We start from the raw sequence: 25,104 nt of genomic DNA on the forward strand, positions 1-25,104 counted from the left end.
ATTCGGGCTTTTACGGGCAGTTGATCCCCCACTTATTCTTCTTGTGTCCTTGAATACTTGAAGTGGGGGTCTTACTGCCCGTTAATGCGGGATAAAGGACCACTATACGATTACCTACACATCTCGGTAATCGTATAGAAGTCATCCAATCCAAAGTCAACTATACACGTAGCGCGCTGTAGCCGATCATGTTATTCACTGGTTACTTTTGGTTAATCAACAGACGTAATATTTCAAAAAAATATCAAAAGGACGAATACCAATATGGTTTCGTCCTTTTTTATACGCAAAGAATCTTTAATTGAGAGTATCGCTTTTGAATCGAACTACTCAATTAAATACTTTATCAATCTTTTCTCTATCATAATCCAATATCCAATCGTTATATTTCGTATAGATACTCCGAATTGCTTCCGGGGACTTAGCCACCAAATCACAGCCTCTGTCATCATACACATGGAAGATGGTTTCATTTTTCACATTGATAAAAAAGACTCGATTATTAATACTCGGTTTTACTCCCATATCAGTATTGCATATGGCTTTCAAGAGGGAGACGTATCTAATGTCAGAGGTTTTACATTTAAGAATAAAGAGATGTGTTTTGTATTTACCGTCTTCATCGTCTTCGGGAATTATGTAAGGAATCATCTTATGCTGTAATTTGTACAGAACAGACTTATCCCGTACATACCGTGAGAACAAATTCAATTTCCCACGGAACGCCCATTTACCTCCGTAATCATGTGCATTTACCACAACTAAAATCTCTTCATCCTCTTGGTGTAAAGACTCAAACAAAGTGATAGCCCTGTCGTAAACTCCTCTAAGATAGACACTACCTTCTTTATTCTCTTCCCTTTTCCAGTCCACTCCTAATTCAAATCGAATACCAATGTCCCAGTTATAAAACAATGGTGGCGTAAGAACTAAGTTTGAGAAATTTGTTGCCATAAATTTTTCTAACTCCATATTTATTGCTCCAATCTTCGTAGAAAAATTTGCGTTTCATTTTCTACTCTCTAAGTCCTCTCTCACTAAGCAAGACATGTTCTTGAAATGTTTCTTACTATTAATACGTTGCGAGAACAAGTTAAGTTTCCCTAGTTGCAATAACCAGGGAAACGAGTATTGTACTTACACCCTATTTTCCAAATTACGTGCGGTCGGACTTTTTTCAACTTCCTTGTTTTCTTTAAAGGTTCCAAGCGTTTTATCGAATGAAGTATGGGTGACACCAAACCAATAATTTTCATTTTTAAAGTGATGCAAAAGATGATGCTTCTTAATATTTTTCCCCATTTTCGTACGGGGCTGTATTGGCTTATGGGCAATATAATGTTTCCATTCATAATAGAGGAAGTAAGCCACCAAGCCCGTCGCGAATGACGCCGTCAGGTTCGTGCTCCCCGTTATTAGGAATACAATAAGTCCATAAATGATAAATCCTGGAATACTGAACCATAACGGTAGAAACAATAATTTCAAATCATCCGGATCGACATGATGATCATAGTGTAACCGTTTGATCATCTTCAGCATAAACGGGTTTTCTGGAGTCTTAATGTGAAATAAAAAACGGTGAACCATGTATTCACTTGTTGCATATGTCAGCATTCCCAAGACTAAAGCAACCCACGTCCAAAGATGGAGTACATGTGGCACGGTTAATGAAGCACAAACTATCAAAATAAGCAGCATAACAGCAATGTCAGGAAAAGCGCCGAACTCCCTCAAGTATTTCCTCATTTACAAGCATCCCCCTTTCCTTATAATTATATATCAATAATTCAGACAACTCAACCATCTACTAATCATCTAATTGTAAAGATCATTTATTTTAGCAACTATAAGGTCAAAAGTATCCTTTATCATTTCAATCCATTACTACCGCTATCAGTTATAAGTACCTATCTCCTGTTTTACCTTCGTTAGAAAGCCAGACGCGAGAAGTCTTTTTGTTTCGGTATAAGGCTACTAGACCTTTTGAAATCCCAGTCTTCACTTGAAACTCCAATTGTAGGTGGAATGAAACTTGGTTCAAGTCTTCTATCTGATTGAACTTGTTTGTGATACCATGGTAGAAATAAAGACAATACCGAACTATTCATATTAGTTGAAACAATGTAGCCGCTTGAGGAGGAATACATATGGGCCGTAAAGACGATATTTTTTATTATATTAAAAAAGTAAAAAGTAGTGTCTCCGCCATCGAGGTAGCCGAACACCTTCAACTTGATCGGTCAAATGTCAGTAGATATTTAAATGAACTTTACAAAGATGGTTTAATTGAAAAAACTAGCGGGAAACCAATCCTCTATTTTTATAAGGAGTTATTGCCTAAACCAAAATATGCAGAACCCAATCACGATGCGTTTTCTCACTTAATCGGTACGGAAGGAAGTTTGAGAATTTCCGTCCAACAAGCGAAAGCCGCAATCCACTATCCACCAAGGGGTTTGCACACTTTAATTTTAGGTAAAACAGGCACCGGAAAATCCTTTTTCGCTAAAATTATGTACAACTATTCTCTTGAGTCAAAATGTATCGAAGAGAATGCCCCTTTCATTCAATTCAATTGTGCGGATTATGCTCAAAATCCCCAGCTGTTGTTCGGACATATTTTCGGTGTGAAAAAAGGGGCTTTTACAGGGGCCACTGAGAATCGGATAGGGCTAATCGAAAAAGCCGATAAAGGGGTCTTGTTTTTAGATGAAATTCATCGGTTACCTCCCGAAGGCCAAGAAATGCTATTTACTTTCATCGATAAAGGGGAATTTCGAAGCTTAGGGGATAGTGAGGAAACGAAAACCGCTTCTGTCCAAATCATCGGGGCCACTACGGAATCTACGGAATCATATTTACTTGAAACTTTCACAAGAAGGATTCCGATGACGATAACATTGCCCTCATTAGAGGAGCGCCAATTTGAAGAACGGTATCAGCTAATCGAGCACTTTCTTATCCAGGAGTCAGGATCTTTGAATGAGACCATCTATGTTGAAAGGCATGCACTAACCGCATTTTTACTTTATCGTACGACTGCTAACATTGGTCAATTACAGCGTGATTTAAAACTCGCTTGCGCAAAATCTTTTTTGCATTATATATCAAATCAAACATCGAGCATCCTAATTCGGCAGAATGACCTATCAATCCATGTCCAAAAAGGATTACTGGACGTTAAACAATATCGAGAAAAAATGGATGGACTCATTGATACGGAAAAGAAAGTTTTCACATTTTCCCATAAAGATGAAAGTACTGAGTATATTGACCAAGAACACGAGGAAAATCTTTATCAAAATATGGAGAACAAGTTAAAACAACTCCACCAAGAGGGTAAGAACGATAAAGAGATTCAAACAGAATTGCTTGTTGATTTCAATCAATATTTTGATGAATACATTGACCATTTACCACAAGTTGGTTTAAAAGAAATGGTTAATAATCAAATTTTGGAGATCACTGATAAGATTTTCCACTTTGCAGAACTAGAATTAAATCGTTCCTTTAAGAAGAAAATGAAATTTGCCTTCGCACTTCATTTACAAAGAACAATTGAGCGAATCGAACAGAACAACTTAATCTCACATCCCAATTTAAATAAAATTCACAAAAAATATCCAAAAGAATTTAAAGTCGCCATTGAAGCTGCACAAATGATAGGTAATGAAGTCGGTGTAGAAATTCCACTTGACGAAATTGGTTTTATCACCATGTTTTTAGTACCCGAAATAGAAGAAAACATGTATACCCAAGAACACAAAGTCATCATTATCGTCGTTATGCATGGAAACTCGACTGCAACTAGTATGTTAATGACTGTTCAGGATCTATTAGGCGTACGACTCGGGAAGGCTTTTGATATGCCACTTTCAATGGATGCACGGGATATGTATGACCTTATCAAAGGTGCAATACATGATCTACAACCGACAAAAGGAGTGTTGTTCCTTGTAGATATGGGCTCACTTTCTTCCTTTGGCCATATGATTTTTGAAGAGATGGGCATTAAAACAAAAACAGTATCAATGGCAAGTACACCTGTAGTAATGGAAGCGGTTCGAAAAGCTTCATTAGGAAGAAGCTTGGAAGATATATATCATAGTAGTAAGCAATTACTTGAAAATCAGTTCAGTTCGTCGGCATCCCTTCCGAAACCATCCAAAAAGGCCATCATTACAGCTTGCTTCACAGGCGATGGTGTCGCTAAAATGATTAAAGAACAGTTAGAAAAAGTTGTAAAAGGAAAAAATATCGAACTTATTTCTTTACAATTTCTTCATCGGCAATCTTTCACAGAAAAAATTGATCAATTACTAGAGGACTATAATATATTAGCGATTGCAGGGACTGTCCAATTCGAATACTTCAATATCCCTTACTTTTCACCGATTGAAATCTTCCAGGATCATCATTTAAAAAGATTAGAAAATTTAATTGGTAATCATGAACCCTATAGCGAGATGGTAGAAGCACTTGAAAATCACTTTAAAATGATTCCCTCTGTCTCTCGTTTAATACAACTGTTGCAAAAAACCGTAATTAAACTTGAATTGCAATTGAGCATCACACTGGATACTGGGGTCGATACGGGTATTATCCTTCATTTAGCCTTTCTCATTGAAAATATGAGATTAAATCAACCAGCACGTCCATTCCCTAGTCCAAAAAAGTTTCATCAAGAACATGCAGACAAGCTCGCGATTGTGAAAACTATCTTATATAGCTTAGAAATCGAATATGATATTACCTTTGCAGAAAGTGAACAGATGCATATTTATAAAATGTTTGTAGAAAACAATCGTATCTCAACATAGTTCCCTAAAAAAGTGAGGTGTGTGAACGTTTACACACCTCACTTTTATGTGTGTAACGTAAAAGGCGCAAAAAGACAGCGTTTACACCAAAAAAAGTCGGCACGCTTCTTGCATATTAAATAGACGTACAAGTAAATACATGGCTATCACTATTTACTTGAATTATAAAAAGAGGAAATGGGGAGGAATAGACTATGAAAACCATCATGCTCGTTTGTTCTGCAGGAATGTCAACTAGCTTACTAGTGACAAAAATGGAATCGGCAGCAAAGGCTCAAGCTATGGATGTTAAAATTTTTGCTGTATCGGAAGCGGAGTCTAGTAGACACTTCGATTCAATTGACGTTCTACTATTAGGACCGCAAGTGCGTTATCTAAAAAAGAAAATTGAAAAGGCAGTTGAAGGAAAGAACATCCCAGTTCAAGTTATCGAAAGTATCGATTACGGCACAATGAATGGCGAATCCGTTCTTGCAAAGGCGCTTGCATTGCTATAATCATAGGCTAAAAGCTTTTCCAGTGATACGAAGATCATATGGGGAGAGATTCGGAGGTTTGTCGAATTTCTGATCTTTAATTTAAATTAACGGAATAATCAACTAAAAATACATTCTTTCTTATTCAAAGGAAGAATAAAGGGGAGAATAAAATGAGCGAAAAAATGGATAAGTTTATGGAAATTGGTGGTCGTATTGGGGCTCAACGTCACCTAGCTGCCATTCGTGATGGCTTTGTTATTATCATGCCATTAATGATTCTTGGTTCAATGGTTACGCTTATCAATAATTTGCCGATTGAAGCATACCAGAATTTTATGGAGATGATTTTTGGCGGTGATGCTTGGAAGCAATTTGGTGGGGCCGTTTGGACGGGGACATTCGCAATTGTTTCGTTACTTATCGCCTTCACAATTTCCTATCAACTTGCCCGTTCATACGATAAGGACGGTCTGTCAGCCGGGGTTGTCTCTTTTGCTTCTTTACTAGCGATTACAACGCCCATTGCGGAGGGCTCAGGATTACCATTAGTTTGGGCCGGTTCACAAGGATTATTTATCGCTATTATTGTAGCACTCGTTTCAACTGAAATTTTCACGAGATTACTTGGCAATAAGAGGCTCGTAATGAAGATGCCTCCTAGCGTTCCGACAGCGGTAGCAAAATCATTTGCAGCTCTATTCCCAGCTATGATTGCAATAAGTATATTTGGTCTAATTAAGGTATTTACTTTAGTAGCAGGCATGCCTGATATCCATCAAGCATTCTTCGATGCATTACAGGAGCCAGTCTCCAAATTGGCTAACACACCTGGGTCGGCCATTGTTCTTGCATTGATTATCCATGTTCTTTGGTTTTTTGGACTTCATGGAGGAAATGTTATGGAGCCAGTTATGCAAGCGGTTTATTTACCAGCAATTGAAGCAAATATAAAAGCATTTGAAGCTGGATTAGAAATTCCTTATATCGTAACAAAACCATTTTTTGATGCCTTTATGTATTTAGGGGGTACAGGTGCAACGCTTGGTTTGATCATTGCGGTGTTTATTGCAGGCCGTCGTCATAAACATTATCGAAACATATCGGGCTTGAGTGCGGGACCAAGTCTATTTAATATTAATGAGCCAATTCTATTTGGTTTCCCGATTGTGTTAAATCCATTGTTAATCATTCCATTCATCTTGACGCCAGTAGTTCTGGTAATCTTTAGTTACGTTATGATTGCAACTGGAATTGTTCCAAAAACGGTTAACCTCATCCCATGGACAACACCACCTGTTATTGGTGGGTTTTTGGCCACAGGATCTTGGAAAGGGGCTGTATTAGCCGCTGTTAACTTAATCATTTCAGTAGTAATTTATCTGCCATTTGTTAAAATTGCGGAAAGAATTGAAGTGAAAAAACTTCAAGAAGAACTGGCATTACAAGATGAAGCTGATTCTCGTCAACAACAAAATGAATTATCAGTCCAAGATGGGCCTATATTACAACCAGAAGAAAAAACATTAATCTCAAGTAGGAAGTAGTGAGCAGTTATGAACTTAGAAGAACAAATCATGCAGATCATTCTTTATAGCGGGAATGCAAAAAGCACTGCCTTCGAGGCGATTCAAGCTGCAAAAGAAAATAATTTCGATCAGGCTAACGAATTGATTGAAAAAGCAAATGTGGAAATGAGCAATGCACATCGTGTTCAAACATTTTTAATACAGTCAGAAATTCGTGGTGAGAAAGTAGAATCCTCTCTCCTGCTCATTCATGCACAAGATCATCTTATGAACGCAATCACATTTAAAGATCTTGCAGGTGAATTTATCGCCTTATATGAAGCGATGAATAGCTGCCGGAAAAGTTGAATTATAAATAATATCATTCGGGAGAAATCGAGTTAATGCAGTGATTGCTCCCCCCTTTAGTTTTGACTATAAAATTCATATAAATATTATAGATATTGGAGGAATCAACTATGAAAATTGCGGTAATCGGTGGTGGCAGTAGCTATACACCTGAACTAATCGAAGGTATTATTCTTCGGGCGACTCAAATAAAAGCAGATGAAATCGTATTGGTTGATATTGAAGCAGGAAAAGAAAAACTTGAAATTGTCGGTTCTCTTGCAAAGAGAATGATTAAAAAAAGCGGCCTTCCCATCACGATTGAACTTACCTTTGACCGCGTTAAAGCAATTACAAATGCAGATTTTGTATTAACACAATTTCGGGTTGGTGGTCTTGATGCAAGGGCAAGTGATGAACGTATCCCACTAAAATACGATGTAATTGGTCAAGAAACTGTTGGACCAGGGGGATTTGCAAAAGCTCTTCGGACGATTCCCGTCATCCTCGATATTTGTAAAGAGATTGAGCAATATTCAAATGATGCCTGGTTGATTAACTTTACCAACCCAGCAGGAATAGTAACAGAAGCAATTCATAAGTACACGTCTGTCAAAGCTATCGGTCTCTGTAATGTGCCTATTAATATGAAACAAATGACTGCAACTATTTTAGAAGTTGATCGCGATAATCTAAACATGTCCTTTGCCGGATTAAATCACCTTGTTTATGCAACAAAGGTATTCGTCAACGGTGAGGATAAAATGAGTACACTTATCGAGCGCATCGCAGAGGGACGCAATATGAATATGCGCAACATTCATGATGCGCCATGGGATAAAGAGTTTTTACAAGCGTTAAATGCTTTGCCATGCCCCTATCATCGTTATTACTACATGATGGATGAAATGCTGATTGAAGAAAAAGAAGCAGCCGAACTCAGAGGGACACGTGCTGAACAGGTTAAAGTCATTGAAAAAGGATTATTTGAAACCTATAAGAATCCTAATTTAGACGTCAAACCGAAAGAATTAGAAGAACGAGGCGGTTCACTTTATTCTGAAGCAGCCATCTCACTTATTTCATCAATTGTTACCAATGACCATGCCATTCATACAGTGAATGTCCCCAATAATGGAACCATTACAGATCTCCCGGATAATGTTGTTATTGAAGTGTCTTGTACTGTCAATAGTGAAGGACCGCAGCCCATTCAAGTTGGTAAACTCCCTCCTGAATTGAACGGCTTAATCCAACAGATAAAAGCATTTGAACAATTAACAATCGAAGCTGCCGTGACCGGAAATAAACAAAAAGCGTTGCTTGCCTTAACAACTAATCCGTTTGTCCCTTCCAGTAAGGTCGCTAAGTTATTGTTAGATGAGATACTAGAAGTCAATCAAGCCTATTTACCACAGTTTTCAATGAAGGCACTAGTGTAAATGAGAAAGCTCGGAATTTCAATTTATCCACAGTATGGGACAGAAATAGAACTCGTCAACTATATGGAAAAAGCTAGTTTCTATGGTTTCACACGTATGTTCACCTGTCTAATGTCCGCAACGGATGAACAAGATATCCAACAACTACAAACTCTTTTAAAAAAGGCAAACGAACTCGAGTTTGAAGTTATTGCCGATGTCAGTCCATCGGTTTTCGAAGAAAAAAATCTTTCCTATAAAGATTTATCGTATTTTAAGGAACTTGGTCTGTCTGGGCTTAGACTTGACCTCGGTTTTTCAGGATTAGAAGAAAGCGTTATGTCTTTCAATGACTATGGACTTTCCATTGAATTGAATATGAGTCAAGGAACGAAATACCTTGAAAACATTCTTTCCTATCAACCGAACAAGCAACAAATAATTGGTTGCCATAACTTTTATCCTCGACGTTACACGGGCCTATCAAGAGAACAGTTCCTCAAATGCTCTGCCCAATATAAAGAAAATGGCATCCGTACAGCAGCTATGATTTCTTCAAAAGATGCAGCGTTTGGACCGTGGCCAGTTCAAGAAGGCCTTCCTACTCTTGAGGAGCATCGCTTTTTATCCATTGATGTTCAAGCAAAGGATTTCTTCCAAACAAATCTCATCGATGATTTGATTATCGGTAATGCTTTTGCGTCAGAAGAGGAGTTAAAAAGTTTATCCTTGCTCAACCGCTATTTATTAGAATTAAAGGTGGACTTTAAAGAACAAACTTCACAGATGGAGAAAGAAATTGCGTTAGAAAATCCACACTTCAACCGTGGAGATGTTTCCGCCTATGTTATCCGTTCTACGCAAAGTCGTGTTCTCTATCAACAACATGACTTCCCAGCTCATGATACAGATACAATTGCTCGTGGAAGTGTCACAATCGATAATTCCGGCTATGAGCGTTACAAAGGTGAACTCCATGTTGCCCTCTCTCCTATGGAGAACAGTGGAAACACAAATATTGTTGCAACAGTTGACAAAGAGGAACAGTTTTTACTAGATCAGATTCATCCTTGGCAAAAATTTAAGCTAATCGAAAAGTAATCATTAGCGGTGTCAGGCACCGATTTCTCCACGTCTGACACCGTTTTTTCACAAACTTTGCCTGATAGTATATAACTACTTTGCCTTACGGGAAAAAAGTCTGGAGTGAGAGAAATGCTTACAAAGAGTTACTTATTCATGAAATTAGTAGTCGTCCATGGTGTCCTTGTTTTATCCGTCGGAGGAGCTGCCTCTCTTTTTTCACAATGGGAAAGCTTGCTTCTTGTCTATATAGCCATTAGTGTACTTACAATTATGAGCATACTGGCATTCTATTTAACTTTTGGAAAAACATTTACGTTATTGGCACAAACCGCGTTGGATGCTTCATCACTAACCAAAATAGATTGTTCGAATACACCCGATGACATTAAAAAGTTACATTTGGTCATTCAAAGCCTTTCGAATGACAATGAGGTGCTTTTCCAACAGGTTAGTGATGCAAGTATGCACGTTATAATGTCTGCCGGAGAACTTACAGCCATTTCCGAAGCAACCTCAGCCACCAGTGCTGATATCAACAGCGCCATTCTTGGCATTTCACACGAAGTATTACATCAGGTCGCAGATATGGAAATCGTCAGCAACCGAGTGAAGATGATGAACGATTCAATTGATATGATGAATCAACAAAATCAGATCATTAGACAAGTGACAACAAATTCAGAAGTGGCCACACAACAAGGTGCAGAGATGGTTGCACAGCTTAAACAATCCAATGAAGAATCCTTACACGCTTCAGACCAAATTAGTGTAAGCATTTCAGCACTATATAATAAAACATTGGATATTTCCCGAATAACCGAAACGATCAAAGGTATTTCTTCAGAAACAAATTTATTGGCATTAAACGCCAGTATAGAAGCTGCAAGGGCGGGAGTACATGGGAAAGGGTTTGCTGTCGTTGCTAGTGAAGTACGTAAATTAGCGGAGCAGTCAAATACTTCAACACAACAAATTCAACAAATGATCGCAAGCATTGAACACGAAACAGAAAAGACCATCCAGACAATGACGGAAACCATCTCCCATTCCAGGCAGCTTGATGAGTCCGTTAAAGCAACGGAAAAAGAATTCATCGCCATTCGGCAAGCCGTTACACAAACCATTGAAGCAATCGATACTTTAAATGATGAATTAAAAAAAGTGACCGAACAAAACCATACGATATCGATTGCTGTCCAAAACTCATCCGGTGTTTCTCAGCAAACTGCAACATCCGTAGAAAATATTACTTCATCTATACAAAAACAAAGCAAAATGATCGCCATGATTGCAGAGTCCGCCGGAAGTCTAAGCGTGATCAGCATGCAGCTAGATTCGATAGTGGAATCTTAATAACACACAGCACTTATAAGTCGAAAAATAAACAATCCCCTATGCATATCGCATAGGGGATTGTTTTACCACGTACTATTTTTATATTTACGATAGTAATTAACTTGTCTGGCGAATAAATACAGCTTCCGTTTGAAATGACGGTCTTTTTTATAAAACAATGGATTGCCGTACTTCCCTGCTCTAAGCAACGCTTTCACATCTTTGAGAACTTCTTGGTTTGACACAAATTTCTTCAGTACGATTTTAGGTACGACAGTGAATAGGAATTTTTCATTCAGTAGCGTCAGCTCTTTCTGTTGACCATGAATGACGTCATCGACTAAATACTTCGCCATATTATGTCCACATGCCGTAATATAGTAGCTTGATCGTCCTTGTCGTATATTCACCTCAAACACTTTGAACTTACCGTCCCGCTCGTCATACTTCAAATCAAAGTTCGCATAACCGACGTAGTTCAATGCTTCAAGGAAGCCTTTTAGTTTCAACATCATCTCTTCGTTATATCGAGTGATAAGCGCTGTATAATTCCCTATTGCAGTGACTGTATGCTCTTGTAGCACGACTTGTGCGAAAGTGATCAGCTCAGCTTTCCCTTGACTGTTCATGTAGAATACGGAATCCCACATGTATGTATCGTCCCCAGGAATATAGTCCTGGATAATGAGATCCTCTCTATAGCCGCCCGCTTTAATCGTTGTAATAACGTTATGGACTTCATCGTAGGAATCGACCTTATACACTTTTTCCATGCCTGCAAACGGATTCTTATAGTACTCGACACCGTTGCTTGGTTTGATAATGATTGGGAACATGACCTTTTCTGAGAATGGCTTTTCATCCCGACAAGAATAGTAATATGTAGCCGGTGCTTCAATACCATGTTCTGCGCATAACTTATAAAAATTCGATTTAACGAGCACATCGTTCATAAGTGGTTCCGAAATATAATTAAACACGAAATGACTTTTCAGCTCGTCCGCATTTTCAATAATCATCCGGACGTAAAGATCATTTGTTCCGATAAGCAGCATTTTTTTCCCTGGCTCCGCATACTTCTCTGCAATCTCTTTCAAGAAGCTCACGAATACTTGTTGTTCAGGCAGTTTTGGGTTGAGTTCTATCGTCTTTATAATTGAGCTTAAACTGGTGAATGATAAAGATTCTTTTCCTACTAGAATTGGGTTGATCCCATACTCTTCATGGAATGAGATCGCCATGTTGTAAGCATTCATGTCTGTTCCGATAATGATTGGTATGAAATAATTATTTGTCATTTTATCCTCCAACTATCTTTTCTACTCATAAGTGTATGGCTCCTGTTTTTCATTGTCAAGGAAGCCAATTATAAGAGTGTACACAAAGAAATCCAGTACCGCCCTGAAAGGCTGATACTGGATTCCCTTTTCATACTATGGATTACGCTCACGCCTATTTATCAACCATTTTCTTTCATAACATATAGGTAAGTTAGGCGCAAAAGGCTTTATGTGGACTAGTACGTTTCCGGCTCGCTTTCGGCGACAATAATCACGGCAGTTTTACCAAGGGACAAGTGTGTATAGAAGTCGCTAAGTCCAAAGCAATCCAAAAGTAGCCATACAAGGAGCGCCTAGTGTTTGATTACTTTATTTGCTGGTTAATCAACAGATGTGGATTACTCTTGCACCAGCTGAATGGGGCCCTCAACTGGCCAAATTGAAAAATCTGTAATGATGCCGTCAACGTTGTATTGATAAGCTTTGTCCACCCATCCCTGATTTTTCGTAGACCAAACTAATACTTTTCTACCTTGATTATGTATTTGATTGATCTCACGTTTATTCACATATGATACATTAAAGTTAATATATGTCGCAAAGGATGTCAGGTCAATTATTTTTTGAGAGGACAGAGATTGAATAGATGGTTTTATGAGTAGGGCCACTTCTAATTCTGGAAGCAACGTGTTCATTTTCCTCATCGATTCGATATCGAAAGATTGAACAATGATGCTGTTCAAATCATTATATTCACCCAACAAAGCCACTACTCGCTCTTCGATACCCGGGTACATGGATGGCTTCTTAATCTCTATTAATAAACCAGTTTCCCCGTAAAATTCTTCGAGCAATTCATTTAAAGTAATAATTTTTTCTCCGGCAAATGAAGAATGGAATTTCCCTCCTGCATCTAGCTCTTTCAATTCGGCAAGCGTGAAGTTTTTCACATAGCCAGAACCATTTGTTGTCCTGTCCACTTTGTCATCATGCATAATGATTAACTCTCCATCTTTCGACAGGTGCACATCACATTCTAAAAAGTCTGCCCCAAGCTCTAATGCTTTTCGAAAAGCGGACTGCGTATTTTCTGGAGCGAAATTAGAAGCCCCGCGATGCGCAACACTAATCATTCCATTCATTTCTACATGATGAAAAGGTCGTGCTTCGTAACCAACTAGAAGTAGCATACATATACTTACAAAGACGAATAATAGCTTCTTTTTCTGTAACTCCCCCATAATTATAACCTCAGACCAAATGATGAATACTAACTATTCTAATCATTCTTTTTATTTATTATAGCATATGCGGAAGGTCCTGTAACTGTTAATTCTTACTAGGCTTAAAGTTACAAATAGTTCCAATGATAATCTATATATATATTGAAATAAAGAATTCCATTGAATTCGCTACGGCGCTCGGGGATGCCTTCACTCAGTTCATATAGGTATTCATTTGTTCAACATAAATTATTTCTTTTATTGATAAATACAATGATTCGTATGATCATATTTTATTTAAAAGGGAGCTGTAAAATATGGCTATAAAACCACCTCACTTGCAGCCAGGAGATACTGTTGGGATTGTTACGTTGGGGAGTCCATTGGCAGCAAGTAGAATAGATGCAGGAATAACAACTTTACGGAATATGGGGTTTAAAGTACTTGTAGGCGAGCATGTCTATTCATCGAATGGATTCCTCGCAGCGACGCCCCAACAAATGGCGTCGGATTTGATGAACATGTTTCAGAATAAAGAAGTGAAATGGATATTGCCTTCAAGGGGCGGCGTTGGTGTAGCAAGCATTCTCCCTTTCCTCGACTTTTCTATCATTTCTCAAAATCCGAAAATCGTCTCAGGCTACAGTGACATTACAGTACTACTAAATGTACTGTACGAATATGCGGACTTAATTTCATTTCACAGCCTTCTCCTGCTAGATTTCAATCCAAATACTCCGGCATATAATTTCAATCAATTCTTCTCAGCAACCACAACACTAACCGCGCCTTGGCTAATAAATAATCCACCTGGTATGCTTCTCGAAAGCTTAGTTCCTGGAAACGTAACCGGTCCCGTTGTCGGAGGCAATCTCACATCTTTCATCGGTACGTTAGGAACTTCTTTTGAAATCAATACGGAAGGGAAAATTATCGTACTTGAAGAAACGCATGAACCGATTAACACAGTTTACAGGTATTTGAATCATCTTTTATTAGCCAAGAAGTTCGATGATTGCGTAGGGATAATAATGGGGGAATGTACAAATTGTGTAGATGCATATGGAAAGTCCTATAACGATCTTATAAACGATTTTCTAGTACCTTTAGGTAAACCACTCATGTCCAATCTAGCAACTGGACATGGCATTTATAAAGCTACAATACCTATTGGGGCAACCTTGAATATGAATACAGTTAACCGGACAATAACTGTGATGGAACCTGCTGTTAGCTCTGGTTGACTCATTGTTGCACAATTGGATGAAATAAAAGAGCGAGAGATGTCTCCCGCTCTTTTAAGTTGTATCTGCTATTCTGTTTGGTAATGTCTAGTTTTCTGAATGAACGAAGTCTTTCCTGTATACCTGATCGTATCCACACAACCGATTATTCCCTAACTTTATAGTTTTTCAGGAAACAATGATGAGGCTATGGGGGATAAGTAGTTAAACATGTCTATCGGCTTTCATTCGAAATATTTCTGAACTTATTTCTTATTGAACGCTAGTTTATCTTCCACTATCTCCAAAACAGTATTCATATCTGCATGACCTAGGTAACTCACATAAATCACGCCTTTTCCTTTAGCCGCAAATACTTTTTTGAATTCAGTTTAAACGTTTGAGAACAGCACTGTTGAGTAAATCACCTGATAGCTACTCTAATTCCACGATAATCGGTTCGAAATCAATACGTTTATTATCGCTTTGACTATTACTTACATGTGCGAATGGATAAAATGTAATGGATGTTGCTTCTTGGGCAAGACCATGAATCGTTGCATTCCATGTGATATCTTCACTGGAATCTCCACCTTTTGTTCCAGTTCCGCCAGTATAAGGCACTTTATAATCGTTACCTAAATTATCAATTGCATATAACTCCGCTTCAACGTACATCCAGTTGTTATGAACGGATGGTTTGACATTTTGTAAATAGTTTACTGTTAAATTAACATCTGTTTTGATTGCGTCAATTAATTCGACTGTAATACCTTCTTTACTTACTTGTTCATTAATCGAAATATGTGATCCCTTTAGCGCATTTAAAGAAAATGCAAACTGCCAATCCCCTTCTATTGTCTTTTGATCTGAAGAAATCGAATTTGGTTTCCAAATAACATTTACCGTCTCCTTAGCGTCCTCCAGCATTGATAAGGTCATCATGCCAACATAGCCGACTCCATCGACATACTCTCCTTCATAGCCAGCATTACTTATATTAGTGGGCAGATTTTCGAAAGTTGGAAATGAACCTAAATCTTCTTCTGTTCGCAGTACATACGAAAGCGTCACCGTATTCCCATCATAAAATGCTTTCTCAATAATTAGTTCGACGCCATTACTTTTTTCAACTAAACCAATATCTGTACTGATTTCCTCATACGCTTGATAATAGTCTTCTTGTAAGATGAAATAGTCGAATGCATGACCAATGACTGGAATTTGCGTAACAAAGTTAGCAAATGCTGGTGACACATAAGCAGAGGAAATCGTACAAATAGACAGAATCCCTACAACTGCAGTATATTTAACCATTCGTTTGAAGGGGAATTTTATTATCTTTTTCTCCTGTTTAAAAGCATCTATCAAAATAGCATCTAACTCTTCAGAAGGAACGGGAATTTCATTTATCACTTCTTTAAAGCGGTTTTGCTCGGTCATCTATATACACTCCTTTTAATATCGGTTTGAGTTTCGCTAACGCTCTCTTGCCATTCGATTTGACTGTACCGATTGGTTCGCCAAGTATCTCTGCTATTTGCTCAAAAGTTAAATCTTCATAATACCTCAAAATTAGTACTGTCTTATATTTTTCATTTAATCTATAAATGGCATCAAGTAAGTCCATTTTTTCATCAGATGTTGCCATATCAGTGGAAAGGGATTGAAATTTTAGATCGTCCATCAAAACCACTTTCTTTTGTTTTTGAAGTACACCAAGTGATACATTGATACAAATTTTCATCAGCCATGTCGAAAAATACTTTGGCTCCCTTAACTGATGAATAGACTCAATTGCCGATAGCACAGTTTGCTGGAAAACGTCTAAAGCATCCGCCTTATTTCGAACATAACTAAATGCAGTACGATAAATTTTCTCTTTTTCTTGTTGAAGCAAAAACAACAACGCTTGTTGATTTCCTCCAATCGCTTTTATTACTTTCTTGTCATTAACCGTCATTTTTTTTCACCGTCCTGACTATTAGAGAGTTTTCAATCAAAAAAAGATGCACTTTTTTGAAATAAAGAACTACTCAACTGATAATGGATTCTCTTTTGGGTACATTAGAGAAAAAAACATTAACAAAAACGCTTATTGAAACGACTAAAAAAGCATCGGTGCAATAACCGATACTTTCACTTTTCCGAAAAAATTATAATTAAACTACAAGGAGCGTTCGACATACATGTAGCGCAAAATCAGCGTTACAGCGCAGAGGATAAAAATGTATGCAGAACGGATATTAGATACTACGACTGATGAAGAAGGACAATCAACTATGTTGCCATAGAGCCCCCATCCGTTAGTCTAACTCCAACGATTATGGTACATCACAGACTATTGCACCCAATATGGGTAGCAACTTATGGAGTATTAATCCTACTTTAGTTACCGGAACAGCCTTGCCTATATTATATGAAGGATGAAGCTGTTGCTTAATTTACCTATCCATTCAATATTATCATTCTCAAGTCTTTGCTTTTTGTTATACATTATTATCAATAATAAGCGTTTTTTATTTCATGGAAGTTCAATAAGACTTAACTTTAATAGTCAAAATGTAATAAACAAAGTTTAACCTCTGGCCATTCATTTCGAATTCTCCGCTATCAGTAGCTGTTCTCTCAAATCCATTTTTCTCTAAAACTTTTTGAGAAGCTATATTGTTAGTTGTTGTTTTCGCTTTAATTTGTTTTATGTCTATGTCAGTTACTGTTTCAATTAATAACTTCAATGCTTTAGTCGCAATATTTTTTCCAGTATGTGCTTGCCCTACCCTATAACCGAGATGACCCGTTTTTTGAGATTTATCAATATCCACGACATTTATTCTTCCTAGAATTGAACTATCTTTATCTTTAATTAAATAAAAATATGAACCTCCTTGAACTTGTTCTTCAAGTAAATCTTCGTGTCTTTTTTTAAAAACCTCAAGGTTATAATAGTCATTTCCACGAGTAGGTACCATTTCTTCGAAAAATGTTCTGTTATCAAGTTCAAACTTATACAAACCTTCAGCATCTGTATCCTGTAATTTTTCAATATATATGTCCATGTATAATAACCTCTATTCTTATATTGTTGTCTATTAGAAGTCTCTCCATGAGATTCTACCTGTTAACAGCCATTCGATTGCTGAACGATCTCCCTTATCCCATGTGCTTAAGGTAAACATAACCCACTTCACAAACGCACTCGTTAATTGAAGAGTATACGAAGATAGGGAATTATTTTACTAATTCTTCTCCTGTTAAAATTTCATATAGGTCTGCTGAATCTTGCTTTGTTAATTTCACATATTTATCGCTATCGTTAACTATCTCTAGATTTTCACCATTTGAGCTAATCCATAGTAGATAAGACGCTATTTTGTCTTCGCTGCCGTAGCGATTCTTAGAAGGAAATTGAAATTGGTAGTCAGCATAGTGTGCCATTTCTACCTTTTCATTTTCAAAATTAGCATTTCCAACTATATCTATCGCTTTTTTTACCTGATTTTTTTTAGTGACTTCTTTGATGTCTTCAAAAACATTTTCTTCACCAGTTCGTTTCTGTACAGTTATTTTTTGCCCAACCATTTCATTCAAACAACCCGAAGTAACTAACAGAAAACCAAGTAGAGATAAAAACAGTATTAATTTTTTCAATCTGTTCTCCCCTTTTATTATTACTTTCTTATTGTACGACCCTGTACAGTTAGTTGAACAATAGTTGCACGGTTAATAAAGTTAATCTTCAATCAGAGGGGGGGGTTCTTCATCCCCCACTGATTGTTAGTTTAACCATTCGGGCTTTTACGGGCAGTCGATCCCCCACTTATTCTTCTTGTGTCCTTGAATACTTGAAGTGAGGGTCTTACTACCCATTAATGCGGGATAAAACTATTCGAGCCTTTTTCGATTAGGCTAATTTCCAATAACTTCCCTTGTTATTCATTTTTTCTTGGTCCAAAAAGATATAAACCCTATAAAAGATAACAATGCTACAAATGTCCATATATTAAAGAAAATATTGTTCGAAAATTGACTAAGCAATCCTACCTCCATATATGGGTGATTTGTATTAATATAATTCCGGTATATTGTTGCTCTATAAAAAGTAATCACCCCAATAATAATGAAAACAATTAAGTAACTATACTTGAACCATTTCTGCTTTGTTAACGAAAGGATTTTATGCAATTTCTCGAATACAAAAATCAAAGAAAAATAGAAATAGAAAATAACTGGACCTGGAGCCATAACAAAAAACAGAGCTGCATTACCATTACCACCACCTAATAAATCGTTTGTGGGGTCAAATGGAACAGTTAATCTATGTGCAAAGAAAAACCCAAAAGCAGTAATTAATCCAGAAATAAAAATGCTAATAGTAAATAGTATCCTCATGCCCCTATCTCCCTCCAAAATATAGAGTTCTGTTTCATTTATGAATTCGACGTATTTATTACAATCATTGAACGGGCTTGCATAGTCCACACGCACCAGGTTAACATAACGCCATTTCACGGAAGTATTTAACTCCATTACTCAAAAATATAAAGCTACTATGAAAGGCAGCTATATCTTCACCAAAGCCCACCGTTATTGCAGCATATTAAATACTAAAGCAATTAGATAAAGTGGGACTCCGACAATTAACATTCCAGCAATTAGATAACAAATACTCGTAAAAATAAACTTAAAGAAATCATAGATAGCTCCAGCTAAATCGTCAATAAACCTTGTCATTTCTACCCCTCCATAATCTGTCCTGTTATTTGAACATTTTCCCACATGAAATAATTATGATCCCACAAAAGACAACAAAGCAAAATTAGATGAAATAATCTTACCAAACACAACTTCATTTTGAAGTATTTCTACTTTGTCCCACGCAACAACAATATCTGGTTTATAAGCGTTCGTTTTAAAATATCCAACTAACTTCATACAAGCTATATAGATACATGAATTAATATTGAACCAATAATAGCCTGAAGAACCACCTTTACATTGACAGCTCCTTCTCAACTCACACCACCATAATAATCCATATTATTCATTTCACTAACTTGTCCATAGTTACACAAGAAACTAGAATAGCTCCATAAGATCTAACTGAAAAACATCCATTCACTCGCTGAACGACTTTGTATACACCATTCATAATGAGTTGACATACCCCTAATTGACTGAAGGATTTAACTCCATTACTCAATTAGAAAAAGCTGCAATGAAAGGCAACCTAATCTTCACTAAAGCAACCCGTTTGCCTGACTCCAACGACCACGATACGTAAAGCGCTTTCGAGAGATTAATCCTACATTAGTTTTTGCACCAACATTGCCTATATTTTCTGGAGGATGGATTTGATTATATTTCCATTATACCATTCTCAACAAATAGACTTTATAGAATTATCTGTTTCCTTAAGTGTTGTCGCTTTAGGGATGATTTTTATTATGTTTATATTTTCTGATATAATAATAATGTAAACAATCAAAATGATTAATTCGCTATATCTCACATTATGTATTAGGTGGTGATTAGATTTTGAAAAACATTTCTTCGTTAAAAGGTCTTATTTTCGGTGTTCTATTTTCATTCGTTACTGCATTGTTATTTATGCTAATAGGACAAACGTTGGCTGGTGGCATAACTTTATTCAGGGGTGAAAGTTGGTTATATTTCTCAGTGATAATTCCTTTCGCAATTACCTTTTCAGTGTTAGGAGGATATTTTTACAATAAAAACGAAATCTCCAACAAAAAACTTTGGCTCTTAAGCCTTCTAAGTGCATTTCTTGTAGCTTTATATAGCGGAACGATAGGCGCAATTTTTGGCGAAACTATCGTTAGAGGTGGCATGAAAACGATAAACGTTGAAGGTACATTGATTTGGGGTACAATATATGCTTTCATTTTACTTCCAATTACCACACCATTCGCAAGATTACTGATAGGCATTTTGCATAAAATTATCAGAAGATAGATAAATTAAACATATTTCTCAAATGAACTAAAACATTATAATGCTACTATGCAGTTGAGCGATTGGATTGCTGTTTTATAGTTTGATCCATTTTTTTGCTGTATTAAAAAGTCCAATTCCGATTCCTTCTAAAATACTCTTTGCCTTGTCATCTAGTATTCCTCATCTCTTGAATAGTCCACATATAATACCTACATCGACAGTCTTCCATTTATACCTGCTTATCCAACGGACACAATGTTTGAACTCTACGAGAGTGGGTGGGTATGATAGGTTCATTTGCCTGATGCAATAACCGCTTCAGCCTTTCAATGTAAATCGTACCCACAGAGGCTCCATTTCTATATACCTCACCTTGTTTAGCTGAAGACAACCGACTTTTCTTACAGGTTAATATCGAGCTATAATTACCTTCATCTGCTACTATATATATACGTCTAAACTTAGTGAGTGATAACTGTGCCCCAACTTGGATTTAACTCAAAATTATATTTCAAAACCCAAAACCCTCGACTGGAATCAGTCGAGGGTTTTTGTTGCGTAAGGGAAAGAATTCTCCTAGTTATGCTCAATTTATGAATCATGTTTTGAATTCGATAGGGGGGCAAAAAAATGGAGAATCAAAAGTATAAAAACCTAAAGTTAGGAGAACGTGGAGCAATCATTAGCATTATTGCTTATGTTTTTCTTTCTATCATAAAGTTGGTTGTTGGATACATGAGTGACTCTGCCGCATTGAGGGCAGACGGACTAAACAATACAACTGATATTGTTGCATCAATTGCTGTCCTTATCGGACTAAGACTTTCACAAAAACCACCTGACAAGGATCATGGTTACGGTCATTGGAAAAGTGAAACAATTGCCTCAATGGTCGCTTCATTCATTATGCTAGCAGTTGGTATTCAAGTATTGAATGAGGCAATTACCTCCATGTTTCAAGGAGGCAAAGAGACCCCTCATATTGGCGCCGCTTATGTAGGTGTTTTTTCTTCAATAGTTATGTATTTTGTCTACCGTTACAATAAAAAACTAGCCGAAAAAATTAATAGCAAAGCGGTTATGGCCGCTGCAAAAGATAACATTTCAGATGCCTGGGTAAGTATAGGAACGGCTATAGGTATATTCGGTTCACAATTAAATATGCCATGGTTGGATACGCTAACTGCCATTACTGTTGGACTATTAATATGTAAAACGGCTTGGGATATCTTCAAACTAGCTTCACATGAACTTTCGGATGGATTTGATGTAGAAAAAATTAAACTCTATCAGGATATAGTCAAAAAAGTGGATGGAGTTCTAGGTATAGAAACAATTAAAGGGAGGTATTACGGAAATAATGAAGTAATAGATATTGTAATTTTAGTTGATTCCTCGTTAAATATTAAAGACTCTCATGATATAGCCAGCCATGTTGAAAAAGTCTTGATAAATGATCATGGTGTATACGATGTTCATGTCCATGTAGAGCCTGAATGAATTTCCCGAGACTGAAGTCACGGGTGTTCTGGGCTTAATCATAAATTAATAATACCAACAAATAAATTGCTATTTCTTCCTCCTCAATAAAAAGCACCTGGCATCCAAACATTTCATAACCATTTGGATACCAGGTGCTTTTCGCTATACATTAACTTCGAGGCGCCCATAACATAACGGATACACCCACTATACAAATTGCAGCGCCAATCCAATCATATGTATCCGGCATCTTTTTATCGACGCCCCATCCCCAAAGTACAGATAGCACAATGAATACCCCGCCATAAGCCGCATACACCCTGCCAAAAGTCGGGAAGTGCTGGAAAGTGGCAATCACTCCGTACATCGCTAAAACAAGCCCGCCTATAAGACCCAAGTAAGCCGGTTTACCCTCTCTTAACCACTGCCAAATAAGATAACCTCCACCGATTTCCGCTAGACCCGCAAATAAAAAAAGCAGTATTACTGTAATCAAAATAAAGACATCCTTTCGAAAGTTTAATATGCAGGTTCTATAACCTTTTTATATAGATGAAGTAATCACTAGCAACATGGAGAAAAAAGCGGTAAAAAATCACCAGATGGCATAAAGGTCATAATGATTCCCTTCAAACCCGCTTCGATCCACCCTCTTAAGCAATTTCGCTCAGTTTTTTTTATGTATTCATATGTTCAATATACTTCGACATTATATGCTATGACATCATGCTGATTGAATTGAAACTCATTGTCGATGTTTGAATAGTAAAGTTGAGGAATGTCTTCATTATACCTCAATCACTCTTTCCTCTTTTGATAATATAATTGCGAAGTTCATAGGTAACAGCTTATACATTATTTCGTACCAATGAATAATCTATAGTAAGTAGTGACTTAGCCATCAGAGGAGGTTTTTATATTGTCACGGAGGAGAAATGGAAGATTTCGTTTTTGTATTCTACCAGGCTATAATTGGTGTGGACCTGGCTGTAATGGGCCAGGCGCACCTATTAATGATCTAGATGCAGCTTGTAAAGCACATGATGATTGTTATCGTAGGGGTAGGAACCCATGTGAATGTGACCGAGAATTTCTTAATCGGCTACGATCTAAAATAGATCCATGTACTAAAAAAGGAAGACACGCCCGTATGCTTTATAATTATATGAAACTACAAAAGATTTTCACTTGCAACTTTTATAGATAATGAAAGGCACTTGGTACTAAAGTAATTCAGCGTATTTTAGAACTAGGTGCTTTAAATCATTTTTTTCCGATCTTTTAATTACCAATAAACTCATATGGTACAGTTAGCATTAAAAAAACTAGAAAAATAAGTAAAAATGATGAAGCAGATAGAACTTTTACAGGTTGCTAGTACTATTCAACTTAATATTTACACATCCTATATATGAAAGGAATTCCATCCCTAAATGTTCCTAGCACTTATGCAAACTTCATTTGCACCACCAACCTGGCTGAAGACAATCTTGACGCCGCAATGGACTTGGTCAAATTGGGCGTTTGCAATTGTTCCGGTACGCTGACACTTCAAAACCCGAATTTGCACCTGAATTGTCCTGGCGACAGTAATTTATCACCATAAAGGATCATTGATAGGATCTTTCTTCTGGAGTTCCAAATAATATGGACCTAGGCTAAACATGATATACGCAGCACATGAGACATGTACAATACTACCTAGCAATATATTATCAAATAGCTGAGGTGCGATAATCATAAAAGGTATAAATATATTTAACATACCACCTTTTAATCTTGATTTTTTCGTTCGGTACTGTATTTGACCACAACAAGGACATGTCATTTTTGTGTTTTTCATGCTTTGTTTCAAGGCCTCTCGATAGGACCATTCTTCACCACATTCCACACAAATCGGTAAGCCTTTTCCACTTTTTTGCAAGCGTCTCTTTAACAAGTCCCGCAGAATAATAAAGAAGCTTATGTAGAGTACCGCTTTTGAAAAATCATTAGTAAGCATTGACCAAGTCGTAGTCGTTATAGGTTCAATCGGTGTTGCACCTTGTGCCTTACTTGCAGGTCTCTCCTGTTGCCATAGCAAATAACTGAAGCCTATTGCGAATATCGTGAAAATCGCGAGCACAAATCGATATTGTAAGTTGATGTGTCTCTTGTGGTTGTGTAATTTTGCTTTTGCCTTCGTTGCAATTAGCTGCTTCTTCTCTTTGGATAATGACACAGACTGAAGCTCACGATTTAAATCTTCCTTAAATTGATTCACGGCCTAGTTCCTCCCATTCATAATCAATTATCCGATTTCCCAGTTGCTTTCGCGCACGCTGTAATCTAGTTCTTACCGTAGCTTCCGGACGCTCCAATAATTCCGCGATTTCTACCGTCGTCATCTCCTGAAAATAATAAAGAATGAGCACTTCACGATAGGTGATTGATAATGTAAACAAGGCATCCACTAATTCCTGCTTTTCCACTTTCTCAATCATTGCACGTTCAGGCGTATGAGTTGTGCTTCTCCCTTTAATTTTCTCAAACAGTATGGTTCGCCTGTTCTTCCAGCTTCGTAAATAATCATGGCTGCGATTAACCGTCATTTTCACCAAGTAGGTCCTCAGCGATGCCTCCCCCCTGTACTGATCCTGTTTCTCATAAAAGGCAATGAACACATCTTGTACAATATCCTCAGCGGTTGCATTATTTTTCACGTACAAATAGGCGACACGCAATAAATAATCACCATGTTCGGCAATAACTTCTTCAATTTCCGTCACAACCTCACCTACCTTCATCCTACTGACGCACCCCAAGCCTTTTCCGATTCACTTTTTTAAAGTTTATTTCCTTTGTTCGACTATGCATGTATTTTTCAATAATCATTAGATACAATTATAGCCTTCTTCTTTGAGTTAATGAAAAATGCCTGCTAATAAACCCAAATGGGATT

The 25,104-nt window shown here is 37.2% G+C and carries 24 protein-coding genes; 11 read left to right on the forward strand and 13 right to left on the reverse strand.

Going from position 1 to position 25,104, the window contains the following annotated elements; genetic code table 11:
* Positions 1-330: 330 nt before the first annotated feature.
* Positions 331-972, reverse strand: coding sequence for a DUF3885 domain-containing protein (locus tag MKZ26_RS11415; RefSeq protein WP_340766259.1), 642 nt, complete (start codon positions 970-972; stop codon positions 331-333).
* Between the two features lie 165 nt (positions 973-1,137).
* The gene (locus MKZ26_RS11420; protein ID WP_338653601.1) at positions 1,138-1,749 is read right to left on the reverse strand and encodes a sterol desaturase family protein; all 612 of its coding nucleotides are present in this window, start codon (positions 1,747-1,749) and stop codon (positions 1,138-1,140) included.
* Positions 1,750-2,150: 401 nt separating this feature from the next.
* On the opposite strand from MKZ26_RS11420, the gene MKZ26_RS11425 reads away from it, so the two are divergent.
* The 7 genes from MKZ26_RS11425 (at position 2,151) to MKZ26_RS11455 (ending at position 11,015) form a co-directional block, all read left to right on the forward strand.
* Positions 2,151-4,823 carry a sigma 54-interacting transcriptional regulator gene (locus MKZ26_RS11425; protein WP_340766260.1) on the forward strand — a complete coding sequence of 891 codons (2,673 nt, stop codon included), beginning with the start codon at positions 2,151-2,153 and terminating at the stop codon, positions 4,821-4,823.
* Between the two features lie 194 nt (positions 4,824-5,017).
* On the forward strand, positions 5,018-5,320 hold the full coding sequence (locus MKZ26_RS11430) for a PTS sugar transporter subunit IIB (RefSeq protein WP_067205726.1): 303 nt from the start codon (positions 5,018-5,020) through the stop codon (positions 5,318-5,320).
* A 152-nt stretch (positions 5,321-5,472) separates the two neighbouring features.
* Positions 5,473-6,846, forward strand: coding sequence for a PTS sugar transporter subunit IIC (locus MKZ26_RS11435; protein WP_445683417.1), 1,374 nt, complete (start codon positions 5,473-5,475; stop codon positions 6,844-6,846).
* Positions 6,847-6,855: 9 nt separating this feature from the next.
* On the forward strand, positions 6,856-7,176 hold the full coding sequence (locus tag MKZ26_RS11440) for a PTS lactose/cellobiose transporter subunit IIA (protein WP_067205725.1): 321 nt from the start codon (positions 6,856-6,858) through the stop codon (positions 7,174-7,176).
* 110 nt (positions 7,177-7,286) lie between these two features.
* Positions 7,287-8,597 (forward strand): 6-phospho-beta-glucosidase, encoded by a 1,311-nt coding sequence (locus tag MKZ26_RS11445; protein ID WP_338653604.1) that lies wholly within the window; start codon positions 7,287-7,289, stop codon positions 8,595-8,597.
* The gene (locus MKZ26_RS11450) at positions 8,598-9,677 is read left to right on the forward strand and encodes a DUF871 domain-containing protein (RefSeq protein WP_340766261.1); all 1,080 of its coding nucleotides are present in this window, start codon (positions 8,598-8,600) and stop codon (positions 9,675-9,677) included.
* Between the two features lie 114 nt (positions 9,678-9,791).
* Positions 9,792-11,015: a methyl-accepting chemotaxis protein gene (locus MKZ26_RS11455; RefSeq protein ID WP_340766262.1), complete on the forward strand. Its 1,224-nt coding sequence runs from the start codon at positions 9,792-9,794 to the stop codon at positions 11,013-11,015.
* Between the two features lie 65 nt (positions 11,016-11,080).
* Here MKZ26_RS11455 and MKZ26_RS11460 read toward each other — a convergent pair whose 3' ends face one another.
* Both MKZ26_RS11460 and MKZ26_RS11465 read right to left on the reverse strand, forming a co-directional pair.
* Positions 11,081-12,295: a carboxylate--amine ligase gene (locus MKZ26_RS11460; RefSeq protein ID WP_340766263.1), complete on the reverse strand. Its 1,215-nt coding sequence runs from the start codon at positions 12,293-12,295 to the stop codon at positions 11,081-11,083.
* A gap of 380 nt (positions 12,296-12,675) precedes the next feature.
* On the reverse strand, positions 12,676-13,518 hold the full coding sequence (locus tag MKZ26_RS11465) for a glycerophosphodiester phosphodiesterase (protein WP_340766264.1): 843 nt from the start codon (positions 13,516-13,518) through the stop codon (positions 12,676-12,678).
* Between the two features lie 299 nt (positions 13,519-13,817).
* Here MKZ26_RS11465 and MKZ26_RS11470 point away from each other — a divergent pair, with 299 nt between their 5' ends.
* Positions 13,818-14,744, forward strand: a complete 927-nt coding sequence (locus MKZ26_RS11470) for a S66 peptidase family protein (protein WP_340766265.1) — start codon at positions 13,818-13,820, stop codon at positions 14,742-14,744.
* Between the two features lie 414 nt (positions 14,745-15,158).
* Here the strand turns inward: MKZ26_RS11470 and MKZ26_RS11475 are convergent, their stop codons facing one another.
* From MKZ26_RS11475 to MKZ26_RS11500, 6 genes are all read right to left on the reverse strand, one after another.
* On the reverse strand, positions 15,159-16,166 hold the full coding sequence (locus MKZ26_RS11475; protein WP_340766266.1) for a DUF4179 domain-containing protein: 1,008 nt from the start codon (positions 16,164-16,166) through the stop codon (positions 15,159-15,161).
* The gene (locus MKZ26_RS11480) at positions 16,144-16,686 is read right to left on the reverse strand and encodes a sigma-70 family RNA polymerase sigma factor (protein ID WP_340766267.1); all 543 of its coding nucleotides are present in this window, start codon (positions 16,684-16,686) and stop codon (positions 16,144-16,146) included. The genes MKZ26_RS11475 and MKZ26_RS11480 overlap by 23 nt, the downstream gene beginning before the upstream one ends.
* 571 nt (positions 16,687-17,257) lie before the next feature.
* Entirely contained in the window at positions 17,258-17,782 is a 525-nt protein-coding gene (locus tag MKZ26_RS11485; protein ID WP_340766268.1) for a GNAT family N-acetyltransferase, read from the reverse strand.
* Between the two features lie 172 nt (positions 17,783-17,954).
* Complete coding sequence (locus tag MKZ26_RS11490) at positions 17,955-18,374, reverse strand: hypothetical protein (RefSeq protein WP_067205688.1); 420 nt, start codon at positions 18,372-18,374, stop codon at positions 17,955-17,957.
* Positions 18,375-18,659: 285 nt separating this feature from the next.
* A complete protein-coding gene (locus tag MKZ26_RS11495; protein WP_340766269.1) occupies positions 18,660-19,235 on the reverse strand; it encodes a hypothetical protein in 576 nt (191 codons plus the stop codon).
* A 75-nt stretch (positions 19,236-19,310) separates the two neighbouring features.
* Positions 19,311-19,457 (reverse strand): hypothetical protein, encoded by a 147-nt coding sequence (locus MKZ26_RS11500; RefSeq protein ID WP_340766270.1) that lies wholly within the window; start codon positions 19,455-19,457, stop codon positions 19,311-19,313.
* A gap of 804 nt (positions 19,458-20,261) precedes the next feature.
* Here MKZ26_RS11500 and MKZ26_RS11505 point away from each other — a divergent pair.
* Positions 20,262-20,699, forward strand: coding sequence for a hypothetical protein (locus tag MKZ26_RS11505; RefSeq protein WP_340766271.1), 438 nt, complete (start codon positions 20,262-20,264; stop codon positions 20,697-20,699).
* A gap of 612 nt (positions 20,700-21,311) precedes the next feature.
* Entirely contained in the window at positions 21,312-22,181 is an 870-nt protein-coding gene (locus tag MKZ26_RS11510; RefSeq protein WP_340766272.1) for a cation diffusion facilitator family transporter, read from the forward strand.
* 151 nt (positions 22,182-22,332) lie between these two features.
* Here the strand turns inward: MKZ26_RS11510 and MKZ26_RS11515 are convergent, their stop codons facing one another.
* Positions 22,333-22,659: a YnfA family protein gene (locus MKZ26_RS11515; RefSeq protein WP_067205681.1), complete on the reverse strand. Its 327-nt coding sequence runs from the start codon at positions 22,657-22,659 to the stop codon at positions 22,333-22,335.
* Between the two features lie 423 nt (positions 22,660-23,082).
* Here MKZ26_RS11515 and MKZ26_RS11520 point away from each other — a divergent pair, with 423 nt between their 5' ends.
* Complete coding sequence (locus tag MKZ26_RS11520) at positions 23,083-23,370, forward strand: phospholipase (protein ID WP_335339513.1); 288 nt, start codon at positions 23,083-23,085, stop codon at positions 23,368-23,370.
* A 390-nt stretch (positions 23,371-23,760) separates the two neighbouring features.
* Here the strand turns inward: MKZ26_RS11520 and MKZ26_RS11525 are convergent, their stop codons facing one another.
* Both MKZ26_RS11525 and MKZ26_RS11530 read right to left on the reverse strand, forming a co-directional pair.
* Positions 23,761-24,426 (reverse strand): TIGR04104 family putative zinc finger protein, encoded by a 666-nt coding sequence (locus tag MKZ26_RS11525; protein WP_340766273.1) that lies wholly within the window; start codon positions 24,424-24,426, stop codon positions 23,761-23,763.
* A complete protein-coding gene (locus tag MKZ26_RS11530) occupies positions 24,413-24,949 on the reverse strand; it encodes a sigma-70 family RNA polymerase sigma factor (protein WP_340766274.1) in 537 nt (178 codons plus the stop codon). The genes MKZ26_RS11525 and MKZ26_RS11530 overlap by 14 nt, the downstream gene beginning before the upstream one ends.
* Positions 24,950-25,104: the final 155 nt, after the last annotated feature.

The sequence above is a fragment of the Sporosarcina sp. FSL K6-6792 genome (assembly GCF_038004885.1).
GTDB lineage: Bacteria > Bacillota > Bacilli > Bacillales_A > Planococcaceae > Sporosarcina > Sporosarcina psychrophila.

Excerpts from the sequence above, each read along its gene's own strand:
- MKZ26_RS11415 (WP_340766259.1), bottom strand. The coding sequence starts at position 972 with ATGGAGTTAGAAAAATTTATGGCAACAAATTTCTCAAACTTAGTTCTT.
- MKZ26_RS11420 (WP_338653601.1), bottom strand. The coding sequence starts at position 1,749 with ATGAGGAAATACTTGAGGGAGTTCGGCGCTTTTCCTGACATTGCTGTT.
- MKZ26_RS11425 (WP_340766260.1), top strand. The coding sequence starts at position 2,151 with ATGGGCCGTAAAGACGATATTTTTTATTATATTAAAAAAGTAAAAAGT.
- MKZ26_RS11430 (WP_067205726.1), top strand. The coding sequence starts at position 5,018 with ATGAAAACCATCATGCTCGTTTGTTCTGCAGGAATGTCAACTAGCTTA.
- MKZ26_RS11435 (WP_445683417.1), top strand. The coding sequence starts at position 5,473 with ATGAGCGAAAAAATGGATAAGTTTATGGAAATTGGTGGTCGTATTGGG.
- MKZ26_RS11440 (WP_067205725.1), top strand. The coding sequence starts at position 6,856 with ATGAACTTAGAAGAACAAATCATGCAGATCATTCTTTATAGCGGGAAT.
- MKZ26_RS11445 (WP_338653604.1), top strand. The coding sequence starts at position 7,287 with ATGAAAATTGCGGTAATCGGTGGTGGCAGTAGCTATACACCTGAACTA.
- MKZ26_RS11450 (WP_340766261.1), top strand. The coding sequence starts at position 8,598 with ATGAGAAAGCTCGGAATTTCAATTTATCCACAGTATGGGACAGAAATA.
- MKZ26_RS11455 (WP_340766262.1), top strand. The coding sequence starts at position 9,792 with ATGCTTACAAAGAGTTACTTATTCATGAAATTAGTAGTCGTCCATGGT.
- MKZ26_RS11460 (WP_340766263.1), bottom strand. The coding sequence starts at position 12,295 with ATGACAAATAATTATTTCATACCAATCATTATCGGAACAGACATGAAT.
- MKZ26_RS11465 (WP_340766264.1), bottom strand. The coding sequence starts at position 13,518 with ATGGGGGAGTTACAGAAAAAGAAGCTATTATTCGTCTTTGTAAGTATA.
- MKZ26_RS11470 (WP_340766265.1), top strand. The coding sequence starts at position 13,818 with ATGGCTATAAAACCACCTCACTTGCAGCCAGGAGATACTGTTGGGATT.
- MKZ26_RS11475 (WP_340766266.1), bottom strand. The coding sequence starts at position 16,166 with ATGACCGAGCAAAACCGCTTTAAAGAAGTGATAAATGAAATTCCCGTT.
- MKZ26_RS11480 (WP_340766267.1), bottom strand. The coding sequence starts at position 16,686 with ATGACGGTTAATGACAAGAAAGTAATAAAAGCGATTGGAGGAAATCAA.
- MKZ26_RS11485 (WP_340766268.1), bottom strand. The coding sequence starts at position 17,782 with ATGGACATATATATTGAAAAATTACAGGATACAGATGCTGAAGGTTTG.
- MKZ26_RS11500 (WP_340766270.1), bottom strand. The coding sequence starts at position 19,457 with ATGACAAGGTTTATTGACGATTTAGCTGGAGCTATCTATGATTTCTTT.
- MKZ26_RS11510 (WP_340766272.1), top strand. The coding sequence starts at position 21,312 with ATGGAGAATCAAAAGTATAAAAACCTAAAGTTAGGAGAACGTGGAGCA.
- MKZ26_RS11530 (WP_340766274.1), bottom strand. The coding sequence starts at position 24,949 with ATGAAGGTAGGTGAGGTTGTGACGGAAATTGAAGAAGTTATTGCCGAA.